This window comes from Moraxella sp. VT-16-12, assembly GCF_002224245.2.
Taxonomy (GTDB): domain Bacteria; phylum Pseudomonadota; class Gammaproteobacteria; order Pseudomonadales; family Moraxellaceae; genus Moraxella.
Genome location: NZ_NKHK02000003.1, coordinates 122,751 through 134,683 on the forward strand (window position 1 = coordinate 122,751; position 11,933 = coordinate 134,683).

Annotated in this window: 11 protein-coding genes; 9 read left to right on the forward strand and 2 right to left on the reverse strand. The window is 41.0% G+C overall.

All coding sequences use genetic code 11. From position 1 onward, the window contains the following. Nucleotides 1–40 precede the first annotated feature (40 nt). The 6 genes from CEW93_RS03655 to CEW93_RS03680 are packed head-to-tail and all read left to right on the forward strand — an operon-like array spanning nucleotide 41 to nucleotide 5,074. Nucleotides 41–526: a hypothetical protein gene (locus tag CEW93_RS03655; protein WP_143822780.1), complete on the forward strand. Its 486-nt coding sequence runs from the start codon at nucleotides 41–43 to the stop codon at nucleotides 524–526. Next, entirely contained in the window at nucleotides 523–1,335 is an 813-nt protein-coding gene (gene yghU / locus CEW93_RS03660; RefSeq protein ID WP_089540117.1) for a glutathione-dependent disulfide-bond oxidoreductase, read from the forward strand. The genes CEW93_RS03655 and yghU overlap by 4 nt, the downstream gene beginning before the upstream one ends. Then, the gene (locus CEW93_RS03665; protein WP_089540114.1) at nucleotides 1,332–1,634 is read left to right on the forward strand and encodes a hypothetical protein; all 303 of its coding nucleotides are present in this window, start codon (nucleotides 1,332–1,334) and stop codon (nucleotides 1,632–1,634) included. Before yghU ends, CEW93_RS03665 begins: the two co-directional genes overlap by 4 nt. A gap of 16 nt (nucleotides 1,635–1,650) precedes the next feature. Further along, nucleotides 1,651–2,682 (forward strand): ABC transporter permease subunit, encoded by a 1,032-nt coding sequence (locus CEW93_RS03670; protein ID WP_089540112.1) that lies wholly within the window; start codon nucleotides 1,651–1,653, stop codon nucleotides 2,680–2,682. Then, nucleotides 2,679–3,680, forward strand: a complete 1,002-nt coding sequence (locus tag CEW93_RS03675; protein WP_089540110.1) for an ABC transporter permease subunit — start codon at nucleotides 2,679–2,681, stop codon at nucleotides 3,678–3,680. The genes CEW93_RS03670 and CEW93_RS03675 overlap by 4 nt, the downstream gene beginning before the upstream one ends. Next, nucleotides 3,680–5,074, forward strand: coding sequence for an ABC transporter ATP-binding protein (locus tag CEW93_RS03680; RefSeq protein WP_089540108.1), 1,395 nt, complete (start codon nucleotides 3,680–3,682; stop codon nucleotides 5,072–5,074). Before CEW93_RS03675 ends, CEW93_RS03680 begins: the two co-directional genes overlap by 1 nt. 36 nt (nucleotides 5,075–5,110) lie before the next feature. Here CEW93_RS03680 and CEW93_RS03685 read toward each other — a convergent pair whose 3' ends face one another. Continuing rightward, nucleotides 5,111–7,765 carry a TonB-dependent hemoglobin/transferrin/lactoferrin family receptor gene (locus tag CEW93_RS03685; protein WP_089540106.1) on the reverse strand — a complete coding sequence of 885 codons (2,655 nt, stop codon included), beginning with the start codon at nucleotides 7,763–7,765 and terminating at the stop codon, nucleotides 5,111–5,113. A 244-nt stretch (nucleotides 7,766–8,009) separates the two neighbouring features. Here CEW93_RS03685 and CEW93_RS03690 point away from each other — a divergent pair, with 244 nt between their 5' ends. The 3 genes from CEW93_RS03690 to cydX are packed head-to-tail and all read left to right on the forward strand — an operon-like array spanning nucleotide 8,010 to nucleotide 10,907. Further along, a complete protein-coding gene (locus CEW93_RS03690) occupies nucleotides 8,010–9,632 on the forward strand; it encodes a cytochrome ubiquinol oxidase subunit I (RefSeq protein WP_089540104.1) in 1,623 nt (540 codons plus the stop codon). A gap of 1 nt (nucleotide 9,633) precedes the next feature. Then, on the forward strand, nucleotides 9,634–10,773 hold the full coding sequence (cydB, locus tag CEW93_RS03695) for a cytochrome d ubiquinol oxidase subunit II (protein WP_089540102.1): 1,140 nt from the start codon (nucleotides 9,634–9,636) through the stop codon (nucleotides 10,771–10,773). 14 nt (nucleotides 10,774–10,787) lie between these two features. Continuing rightward, nucleotides 10,788–10,907: a cytochrome bd-I oxidase subunit CydX gene (gene cydX / locus CEW93_RS03700; RefSeq protein WP_089540100.1), complete on the forward strand. Its 120-nt coding sequence runs from the start codon at nucleotides 10,788–10,790 to the stop codon at nucleotides 10,905–10,907. 24 nt (nucleotides 10,908–10,931) lie between these two features. Here cydX and CEW93_RS03705 read toward each other — a convergent pair whose 3' ends face one another. After that, a complete protein-coding gene (locus CEW93_RS03705) occupies nucleotides 10,932–11,933 on the reverse strand; it encodes a capsular polysaccharide synthesis protein (protein ID WP_089540099.1) in 1,002 nt (333 codons plus the stop codon).

Sequence of the window (11,933 nt, forward strand, 5' to 3'; positions counted from 1 at the left end):
TTGCGTTATTATAACAAAGTTTGATTGTTGTGAGAATATCATGAAAAAAGTGGCATTAATCCTAATGTTGATGATGGGCATGCAAGCTCATGCACTCAACAAATCGCAGTTTATTGGTGATTGGAAATGCACAGACGACTTTCGCTATAATGATGGTTCAAAAGAGCGTTCGGTAACTTTTGATACCATCAATGCCGATGGCACCATGTCGCAACTGTGGGAGATATTAACTTATGAAAACACAGGGCAGTTGGTGAGTATTGAGCATTTTACCATCAAAAATCGCTGGCACGTTAAAGGCGATAGGTTTTATATTTCTGATTTTAATTTTGTGGATTATGTGGCTTATGATAGCCAAAAAATCCCCTATGATACTGATTATCAAGAGTATTTTAAGGATTATTGGGTAAATCTTTATAAAGACCCTTATGATGCAAAAGTAAAATTTATCAACAAAGACCATTTTGTTTTTCCAGAGTCAGGTCAAAATACAACATGTGTACGTTTGTATAAGGAAGCTGTATGAGCTATCTGCCCCCACAAGTATGGATAGCCCCACAGATGGGCGGGCGTTTTGGCGGTTTAAACCGTCCCACCGCAGGAGCAAGGCACACCCAGACCTTACCCAAAGGCGATAAGCCCTATCAACTATATAGCTTGAATACCCCAAACGGCATCAAAGTCAATATCATGCTAGAAGAATTAAAAGCTTTGGGTTTGCTAGATTATGATGCTTTTAAAATAGACATCATGCAAGGCGAGCAGTTTGCTTCGGGTTTTGTTGAGATTAATCCAAACAGCAAAATCCCTGCTTTGGTGGATAATACAGGCGATGAACCTGTGGCAGTCTTTGAAAGTGGGGCAATCTTATGGTATCTTGCTCAAAAATACGAACAATTTTTGCCAACAAATCCCAAAGACCATGCCCAAGCCTTATCTTGGCTGATGTGGCAAATGGGTTCAGCACCATTTGTGGGTGGGGGATTTGGACATTTTTATGCTTATGCCCCCAAACCGATAGAATACGCCATCAACCGCTATGCAATGGAGACAAAACGCCAGCTTGATGTATTAAATCAACATTTGGCACAACACGACTATATGGCAGGTGAGTATGGCGTGGCGGATATGGCGATTTATCCGTGGTATGGGGCGTTGGTGCTTGGCAAGCTGTATGTGGGTGAAAATGACAATCATGCGTATGATGCCAAAACCTTTTTGGGTACAAATGAGTATTCATATGTGTTGTCGTGGGCAAAACGCATTGCTGACAGACAAGTGGTGCAGCAAGCACAAAACTTGGTATTAACACCCATCACAAGGGGAGATGAGTGAGTTTTTTGGGATACTTGGTGTTGGGAGCGGCCGTTTATGTCATTGGTACATTCATTCACCTAAAAAAGCTCAAACCCAAACGTCAAGCAGGGGTGGTTTATACGCTGACACATCCTGTCATCATCGGACTACTTTTGGGATGCTTTGTGGTGATGTTTGGCGTGTCTTTGTTGATGGGGCGGTTTTTACTGGGTCATGATGGGGTAGATTGGGCGTTTGTGGTGGTAAATAGCTTGGTGGCGACTTTTATTTTTTATTTTGGAGTTAATCCTGATGAACAAATGAAACCACCCCATTGATAGATAGGGTTTTGCCATGATGATGTATGTCTTAAAACGGTTGGGTCTGATGATACCAACCTTATTTTTGATTTTGGGGCTAAATTTTACCTTGGTGCATCTTGCTCCCACAAGCCCCATTCATACCGAGCTTGTAAACATACATCATCAAACACTTGCTTTGTCCCAAAGCACCAAAATGCCTATGTATCAAGGAGCTGATGGTTTGTCGGATGAGATGGCTGTCGAGCTAAATCAGCGATTTGGGTTTGATAGACCTGCACATGAACGTTTTGGGTTGATGATTAAAAATTATCTTGTGTTTGATTTGGGTGTGTCTTTTTTTAAAGGTCAGCCTGTGGCAACGCTCATCAAAGACAAACTGCCCATGACACTGATATTTGGTGGTTTGTGCCTATTTGTGATGTATGGCGTGGGCGTGGGTGTGGGCGTAACTAAAGCGGTGTACGATGGGCAGATGGTGGATAAGGTCAGCACGGTGGTGTTGGCGTTTTTTTATGCTGTGCCAAGTTTTGTGTTGGGCGTAAGTCTGTTGGTGTTGTTTGCAGGGGGGAGATTTTGGCAGTGGTTTCCGATGCAGGTGGTGTTTGATGTGGCAAATTTGCCTTTTTTACAAAAGATAACCACCGCTTTATATGAGCTGTTTTTGCCAGTCATTGCAGGCTCATTATCAGGCGTGGCAGGCGTGGCATATTTGACTAAGTTTAGCCTGTTGCACGAAAAAAATCAGCCTTATGTCAAGTTGGCAAAATCACAAGGATTTAGTGATGGACAGATTTTAAAAAATGAGTTATTTAAAAACGCCATGCTCCCTGTGGTTAGCGATATGCATATGGTGGTGATGGGCATGCTGTTTTTTGGTAACTTTATCATGGAGGTGATTTTTGGAATAGATGGCTTGGGGCGATTGGGTTATGAGGCGATGGTCAGTCGTGATTATCCTGTGATGTTTGGGCTACTTTATGTGTTTACATTGCTTGGCATGATGGTGCAGCTTATTTTTGATGTCAAATATCAGTATTTGGATGCTCGGGTGATATATACATGATGGGCGAATTTTTTGGACGCATTAAACAACAAAAAAGGGCGTATGTTGCTTTAATGGTGGCTGTATTGATGGCATTGGTGGCATTATTTGCACCGTTTATCGCTAATGATAAACCGCTCATTTTGGTATATCAAAAATCCATCTATTTACCTATGTTGGTTGATTATCCAGAAACCACTTTTGGCGGTGTGTTTGAGACACCTGCTGATTATAAAGACTCTGCCATACAAACGCTTATCAATAAAAATGGCATGATGGTCATGCCACCGATTGTTTATGGTGAAAATACGTTGGTGCTCAATCCGCCCACGCCCCATCCATCAGCCCCTACTTGGGATAATGTGTGGGGAACAGATGCTTTGGGGCGTGATGTTTTTGCACGGACATTGTATGGTCTGCGTCTTTCTTTGGGTTTTGGGTTGGCTTTGACCTTGATTGCTTCATTGGTTGGGCTGGCGGTGGGGTCGGTGCTGGGCTATTTTGGTGGTTGGGTGGATTTATTGGGTCAAAGGGTGATTGAGATTTGGCTTGGCTTGCCACAGCTTTTTATTTTAATGATATTGATGAGCGTGTTTCGTCCATCTGTGTTGGTGGTATTTGTGGGTATGTTACTGTTTGGCTGGCTACCGTTGGTGAGTGTGGCTCGTGTGCATGTGTACAGATTGCGTCAAGCCCCCTTTGTGCTGACTGCTAAAAATCTGGGCGTGTCTCCCCATAGGATTATCTTACGGCATTTTTTACCAAGTTTAATCAGATTAAGTTTGGCTCAGTTTCCGTTTATTTTGGCAGGAAATATTGTCATTTTGACCGCTTTGGATTTTTTGGGTTTTGGGCTACCAATGGAATCGGCAAGTTTGGGTGAACTTTTGTATCAAGGCAGTCGCCATTTGGATGCACCACATTTGGCAATGGCAGGGGTGAGCGTGTTAATGGCGATACTCATGGCACTCATCATCATTGGTGAGAGCTTTCGCCAAGCATTAGATGTGGGCAAGTGATGGACGTTTTGTCAGTACAAAATTTAACCATAACTCATGCCCAAATCCCCATCATTGACTCGTTGTCTTTTTCACTGACACAGGGTAAGGTGCTGGGCGTGATGGGGTCATCAGGGGCAGGAAAAACACTTGCAATGACAGCACTGATTGCCCTTGCGGATAAGCGGTTGGACGTTTCTGGCGATGTGCTATTTTGCGGTCAAAACTTGCCCATTAACAACCCAAATGACAAACAATGGCAGATGATACGTGGTAAAAAAATTGCCTATATTTTTCAAGACCCTAAACACACCCTAAATCCCACACACACCATCAAACGCATATTTGGCAATGTCTTGCGTCAGCTTAACTTGCCAAAATCTCATCATAAAGCCATGATGTTAAAACTGTTGGCAAAGACGGGTTTGGCTGACCCAAATCGTTTTTTGTCTCGCTATCCCCATCAACTTTCAGGTGGTGAAGCTCAACGTGTGGCGATTGCGTTGGCGTTTGCTTTTAATCCTGTACTTATCATTGCTGACGAGCCGACCAGCAGTTTGGGCGATGAGCATAAAAAAGACGTTCTGGGGCTGTTACGTGCCTTTGCCAGCTCATCAAATGATGAGTGCATTCATGCGGTGATACTCATCAGCCATGATGAAAACATAAAGATGGTGTGTGATGACATTTTGTATCTGCAAAATCATGATGAGATAAATTATGGCACACCCACACCCAATGACATGACTGCCGATGTAGTGTTGTCTGTTAAAAATTTGTGCGTGTCATATCGGCAGACTTGGTTTGGTAAAGTGCCGGTTTTACAAAATATTAACCTGCAAATCCGCCACGCTCAAATCATTGGGCTGACAGGCGTGTCAGGCGTGGGTAAAACCAGTCTTGCCAAAGCCATCACTCGCTTAGATGACAGTTTGACTGCCACAGGCGAAGTGTGGGTGTCTGATGGGGTGCATATTTGGGATATGTTGGCTTTGACAGGCAGGCAACTTCGCCATCATCGCAAAAAAATCATGCTCATGAACCAAGATGTGTCAGGCAGTCTAAATCCTGATTTGACCATAAAACAAAGTTTGCTTGAAGCAACACATAAACATTCACCGCCCATTGATGAGATGCTTGGTGTGCTTGGCTTGGATAAGATGGTGTTGGGGCGATATCCTGATGAGCTGTCAGGCGGTCAAAAAGCACGCATTTGTTTGGCAAGAGTGCTATTAGCAACACCATCAGTCATCATATTAGATGAACCAACTGCCATGCTAGACACGCTAAATACCATGAAAATTTTGAGCTTGCTTCGCGATATTAGCACTCAGTTTGGCGTTGCCATGCTTATCATCAGCCATGATAAAGCAGTGCTGCGTGCGGTGTGTCATGATGTTATTTACCTAAAATAAAAAACCCATCAGATGATGGGTTTTGGTTGGAAGTGTTTAAAATTCATAGGTTAAAGAGACGGCATAGTTGCGACCAGGGGCGGTATAGCGGTTAAAACCATGACCTTCTTTATCAACCATATTATTGACACTGGTTGTGGCAAATTGACGCAGGGTCTCCCAAGGAATATATTTGACGTTGGTGATGTTGTAAACACCAGCATTCAAAATTAGATTTTTGCCAAATTTATAGCTACCATAAACGTCATACAGCATGACAGATTTGCTACGATGAACCTGATTGTAACTGCTAATGTATTCAGAAGTTGTCCATTCGGTGCAATCGTTATATATTGGATAATATGTTCTTGTGCAATTTGGTATGGTCGTTCTTTTGACAACCGATTCAATATTCTTAACATCATCTGCTTTTTTACGCTGAATGTAGTTTATGCGAGTATTAAGTTGCCACTTATCATTTGGTGAGTTATATGTACCCCCTAATAATAATGATGTTGGTACAGCAGATAAAGTATTGATTTTGACTTTGCCACTGTTATTTGTTTCCACAATGGCACTATCTTTGGCGGTATGGAAGTTAGCAAAGACGTTAAATTTACCCTTGCTGTTTAGATAATCAGACAGGTCAGCATGTACACCCAGTTTTAGTCCATAAACCTTAGCTTCATCTAGATTTAGTGATTGTAAACAAGTATTCCCTGCCCGACAGCCTTTTGGGTCTCTTGATGTGCCTTGCCAATATCTTGTGTGAATAAAATCATCATACTTAGTGTAATAACCACCCAAGGTTAAATTGATATTATCTTGTACTTTCCAGTCAAATTCTAGCTCTTGATTAATTGATGTTTCAGGTTTGAGATGGTTATTGGGGACTTGTTGTACGCCATTCATGCCAAAATTACTGTATAGTTGAGTAACAGTTGGTGCAAGAAAGCCTGTGCCAATATTATAACGAGCAGTTAATTTATTGGGAATAATGGCATAATTAATCTTACCACCCCAAGTTACACGGTTAAATTTTGTTTTGTTTAAACCAATAACTTTATCAGCATTTTCAGCTATCCATTGCTGTGCAAGTGCAGGGTTTGCAAGAAATTTGTCTCTATCTACATTAGTCAAGCCAGCGATTGCACGATAGTTATTGCAAAACACACCTTTGCTTCTCCAATCTTTATCATATGAGATAAGACCAAGGCAGTTTTGTGCATTTAGATGGGCTTCATCTTGATTGAAATAGGGGGAATATTTATAATCATCATAACGTACACCAAATGTGGCTTGTAGGTTGTCATTGATATAAATGTCATCAATCAGACTTAAATTGTAGTTGTTTTTCTTGGCGTCAGAAAAAGAAAATGCACTATTATCAACACTTATTTCGCCTGTTGTTGTATTGTAGTTAAACCGCCGAGCATCATTTTTGTAGTCTTGTTTTATGTAACTACTATGTAGACCAAAACTGTGTTCACCAAATTTACCAAGGTTTAGTGGCATGGTTTTTATACTAAGATTGGTTTGATCGGTGGTGGTTTTGATGGGGCGATACTCTCTTGTGCTTAAAACAGAAGACAATACAGCAGTATCATTATCATTAAGTTTGCGGTCGTAAATCCACGTATCTGCCAAACCTAAAACTTCATTATGTGTGTAGCTTAGCTCAGTATTATCTAGCCATGTACTACCTTGTGGCATGTAGCGATAGCTTGCACCATAACTTTCTATCTTTTCTGTATCGTGAGCACGTCTAACGCCACCCCCTGTACGAGAACCGTTAGTGATGTTTTTACTGTCAATATTGATGAGATTTTCTCGTTTTTGGTACATGCCATGTACGCCAATACGATGACTGTCATTAACATGATAATAAAATTTACCTAGCACACTGTCTTGCTCATATTTTAGGGCATCAGGATAGATGGAACTGGCAGTATCTCCATTAGGAGCACGATGTGGCATTTCTTCACTTGGGAATAGGTAGGTGGGATCAAGCCTTGCCTTATCTGAGCGTCTCATGTCATGGTTTTTGGTTTCACGACCATCACGGTGAGCATAGTTGATGATGGCTTCCACCTTGTTATTGGCTAGTGCCAAACCTGCTGCTGTCAGCCATTCTTCGTTTTTTTGAGTGTAGCCAACTTTGGCATAGCCACCCCAGTTTTTATCACCTTTAATTAGGTCGGTTGGGCGTTTGGTGTTATAGGTAACAGAGCCACCCACCGCGCCCGAACCTGATATAAGACTGTCCGCCCCAGCATGGATACGCACGCTATTCATGATTTCTACATCAGGGTTGAAACGCCCTTCATACATATAGCCATAAGGTGAGAAAATCTCATTAGCCTCAGATTCAGGCAATGCCACGCCATCAATATTCATATTAATGCGGTTGCCATCCACGCCGCGAATGGCAAAACCTTTGTTGCCATAACGCCCAATCTCTGCCACGTCCACCTCGGTGTTATAACGCACTAAGTCATGGCTATTTTGTACCATCTGCTCATCTAGCGTACGACGAGTTAAGATTTGTTCACCTACCTGTTCTTGGGGCTGGCTACTGATGGTTCCTTCCAAGGCTTCTAGGGCGACCGTAGGCTCTTGGTCTTCGGTGGTTTGGGCGAGACTTTGTTGCATCATAAGTGCAGGCACAAGCAAAGCAAGCAGAGCTTTTTTGGTATGCACGGTGGCTTTCATGTTTTATCCTTAATACAGATGGTAAAAATGAGTTACATTTTGTTGGATTGCGTGATAAAAGATATGTTTTGGTAACATATTAGCGAATTATAAAATAATTTTTCTCATTTGTAAATTATAGTGATTATTGTTTTTCATTTTTATAAGAAATAGGATATATTTATTTAAATATATATTCCTTGAAGTAATAAAGATATTATGTTAGCATAAATAAAGAATTATCCTAATTATTGTTGGGGGAATTATGATTAGTGAGTCTTTGGTGGAATTATCCCGTTTGCAATTTGCAGTAACGGCATTATTCCACTTTTTATTTGTGCCTTTGACGCTTGGCATGACGTGGCTTTTGGTGATTATGGAGTCCGTTTATGTCATCACAGGCAAAGAGATTTGGAAGGACATGACCCGTTTTTGGGGTAAGTTGTTTGGCATCAATTTTGTGTTGGGGGTAACATCAGGGATTACCATGGAGTTTCAATTTGGTATGAACTGGGCGTATTATTCACATTATGTGGGCGATATTTTTGGTGCTCCCTTAGCCATTGAAGGTTTGATGGCATTTTTTTTAGAATCCACGATGGTCGGTTTGTTTTTCTTTGGCTGGGATAAGATGAGCCGAGTTCAGCATTTGATGGCAACCATCATGATGGCACTTGGTACAAACTTATCGGCTTTGTGGATTTTGGTGGCAAACGGCTGGATGCAAAATCCCATCGGTGCAGAGTTTAATTATCATACCATGCGTATGGAGATGACAAATTTTGCCCAAATTCTTTTAAATCCTGATGCTCAAAATAAATTTGTTCATACAGTATCGGCAGGCTATGTCATGGCAGCCATGTTTGTGTTGGCGGTGTCGGCATGGTATCTGTTAAAAGGGCGTGATATTGAATTTGCCAAACGCAGTTTTCATGTGGCGGCAGCATTTGGTTTTGCGTCTATTTGTAGTACCATTGTGTTGGGTGATGAGTCAGGCTATTCTATCGGCATTGCTCAGCAAACCAAACTTGCTACAATGGAAGCCATGTGGGAAACTGAGCCTGCTCCTGCAAGTTTTAACCTGATTGCTGATATTAATGAAGCGGAACAAAAAAATGATTGGGCGGTGCATATCCCTTATGCAATGGGGATTATTGGTACACGCTCTTTTGATGAGCAAATCCTTGGCATTCATGACATCAAAAAAATCAACCATGAGCGTATTACTAATGGCGTGGTGGCAGTGGCTTTGCTTGACCAAATGCGAGCGGACAAAGCAAATGGCGTGATGACATCGCCTGATGTTATTGCCAAGTTTGATAAGCATAAGGACGACTTAGGCTTTGGGCTGTTGCTTAAAAAATACACTAATGACATGGCAAATGTTACTGACGAGATGATTTTGCAAGCGACCAATGACAGTGTGCCGCAAGTTGCCCCAATGTTTTGGACATTTCGGATAATGGTGGCAATGGGCTTTTTGATGCTATTTTTATTTGCACTGAGTCTATTTTTTACACTTAAAGGTAACTTTATGGATAAAAAATGGCTGCTTAAACTTGCCATCATCATGACTCCTGCACCTTGGATTGCTGTGGAGATGGGTTGGATTGTTGCTGAATATGGTCGTCAGCCTTGGACGGTGTATGGGATTTTGCCCACACATTTATCAGTGTCGCACTTGACTGTACAAACGGTCATCTGGTCGCTAGTGGGTTTTGTGGTGTTTTATGCGGTGTTATTTGCCATTGAAGTTTATTTGATGAAAAAATACATCTTACTTGGACCTGCAAGCCTTGGCACGGGGCGTTATTATGGTGAAAGCATCTATCAACATGACGCAAATTTGGTAGATAATAAACCTGTCAATAATAACCAAGGAGCATAAGATGTTATTTGATTATGAAACCTTAAAACTCATTTGGTGGCTACTTGTGGGCATATTACTGATTGGTTTTTCAATCATGGACGGACATGATATGGGGGTGGGTAGCCTACTTCCTTTTGTCGCCAAAACTGATACCGAAAGACGTGTGGTGCTAAATACGGTTGGTGCTCACTGGGAAGGCAATCAAGTGTGGTTCATCACCGCAGGTGGGGCGATGTTTGCGGCTTTGCCACTTGTCTATGCTACGGCATTTAGTGGTTTTTATTGGGCGTTAATGGCGGTATTGTGGGCGTTATTTTTACGTCCTGTGGGTTTTAAATATCGCAGTATGGTCAAAAATAAAACGTGGCGAAGTGCATGGGACTGGGGGTTGTTTGTGGGCTCATTTGTGCCTGCACTCATCTTTGGGGTAGCATTTGGCAATCTGTTTTTGGGCGTGCCATTTGGTTTTGATGAGTATTTATCATCACGCTATACAGGGTCATTTTTTGCTTTATTAACACCTTTTGCAATTTTGTGTGGGCTTGTAAGTGTGTGTATGTTGATTATGCAAGGTGGGGTGTATCTGGCACACCGCACGACAGATGAGATACAATGTCGCACCAAAAAATTAACTACGATTTTTGCGATGATGACGGTGGTGTTATTTGTCATTGCAGGGTTTTGGGTGGCAAATCTGGACGGCTATGTCATCACCAGTCAAGTGGATAAAGGGGCGTTTATTGACCCGATTACTAAGACGGTAGAGCGACAACAAGGAGCATGGCTGGCTAATTTTAATGCTTATGGCACATTGTGGGTCTTTCCTGCGTTGGGTGTGGTCATGCCCATTTTGGCAGTTGTTACTATGAAGATGGGAAGAACTTTGCTTGCGTTTGTGCTGTCTAGTCTTGGGGTGCTTGGGATTATCATGACCGCAGGTGTGGCATTGTTTCCGTTTTATATGCCATCATCTAGCATGCCCAATCATAGCTTGACAGTATGGGACAGTGCATCTAGTCAGCTAACATTGATGATTATGGTGTATGTGGTGGTCTTGTTTTTGCCTATTGTTGTCAGTTATACAAGTTGGGCATATGCCATCATGCGTGGCAAAGTTACTAAGGCTTATATCAAAGAAAATGAGCATACGCTCTATTAATCTAAGGGGGATTTATGTGGTATTTTGCATGGATACTGGGCTTGGGCTTTGCTGTACTGCTGGCGGTGGTGAGTGCGGTGTGGGTGGAGTTTGAAGAAGCTCGTAGTAAGGCATTTTATGACAAAAAACAGTAGAGAAAAACCCACTAAGGTGGGTTTTTAAAATTGCTTTTTTAAATGTTCGTAATATGAGTTTGGTGGAATTTCTTGAACGTAGGACATTTTATGGATATTAATTTTGGATATGATGTCATTGTATTCTAGCTGATTAAAAGTTTTATTAAGCTTGGTTTGTAATAAATGTGGCAAGGTGTCATCAATAATCGGGCAGTTGTGTTCGGGTATAAACTCTTTGATGAGTACATCAAACATGATTTGAAAGAAAAAATAATGTGTGATGTGGTTTTGTGTGTACCAATAATTTAATAATAAATTTAAACAGTGATATATAACCACATTTTCTTTTTTAGCTACGATAAAACTATTTAATACATTAACGTGATGAATCTTTTGCCAACTAAAATAATCACCATTAAATGCCTGCCAGAATTCCTTATCTGCTGCAGTATCACTTCTTTGAAACATAAAAAAATCTTGTAATTTAATGTTATCATCGATTGGTGCGGTTAGCAAGATGGTTGCATCAGCCCATATACCGCCATAGGCATTGAGTAATGCCAGTCTTAATAAGTCTGCAAAAAAAGCATGTTTAAATTCTGGGTTTTTTCTCTTCTCCCAAATAAAATCAGGAAACTCTAAATAGTCATGTAAGCTATTATCATCCAAGCGTATGACCTGATAATCACCTTTATATTTATCTATGGAGGCAAAGCTTAATTTAACAATTTCTGGTAAATCACCACTGGTACCTTGCCCCCAATATTGCCAAATGATTTTTTGATGATTGAATACTTGTTTGGGTTTGATATGAAATTGTGGTAATTGACCTTGATGATAAAAAGCAATCAATGCACGAAAATTTTGTGCTAACATATTTTGTTGTTGAATGTTAGCATGAAATTTTAGTCTGCTTCTTACTATTTTAGGTAGAAGTCCACGATAAAAAATCTTAAATGGTTTTTGTTCAAATGTATCAATGATGGATTTAAGATTGGATTTTTTATCTAAATTTTTAATGATTTGTTGTAGAGCTAAAGACAT

Coding starts and splice junctions, on each gene's coding strand:
- cydX (WP_089540100.1), top strand. CDS start 10,788: ATGTGGTATTTTGCATGGATACTGGGCTTGGGCTTTGCTGTACTGCTG.
- CEW93_RS03690 (WP_089540104.1), top strand. CDS start 8,010: ATGATTAGTGAGTCTTTGGTGGAATTATCCCGTTTGCAATTTGCAGTA.
- CEW93_RS03670 (WP_089540112.1), top strand. CDS start 1,651: ATGATGATGTATGTCTTAAAACGGTTGGGTCTGATGATACCAACCTTA.
- CEW93_RS03685 (WP_089540106.1), bottom strand. CDS start 7,765: ATGAAAGCCACCGTGCATACCAAAAAAGCTCTGCTTGCTTTGCTTGTG.
- CEW93_RS03705 (WP_089540099.1), bottom strand. CDS start 11,933: ATGTCTTTAGCTCTACAACAAATCATTAAAAATTTAGATAAAAAATCC.
- cydB (WP_089540102.1), top strand. CDS start 9,634: ATGTTATTTGATTATGAAACCTTAAAACTCATTTGGTGGCTACTTGTG.
- CEW93_RS03655 (WP_143822780.1), top strand. CDS start 41: ATGAAAAAAGTGGCATTAATCCTAATGTTGATGATGGGCATGCAAGCT.
- CEW93_RS03675 (WP_089540110.1), top strand. CDS start 2,679: ATGATGGGCGAATTTTTTGGACGCATTAAACAACAAAAAAGGGCGTAT.
- yghU (WP_089540117.1), top strand. CDS start 523: ATGAGCTATCTGCCCCCACAAGTATGGATAGCCCCACAGATGGGCGGG.
- CEW93_RS03680 (WP_089540108.1), top strand. CDS start 3,680: ATGGACGTTTTGTCAGTACAAAATTTAACCATAACTCATGCCCAAATC.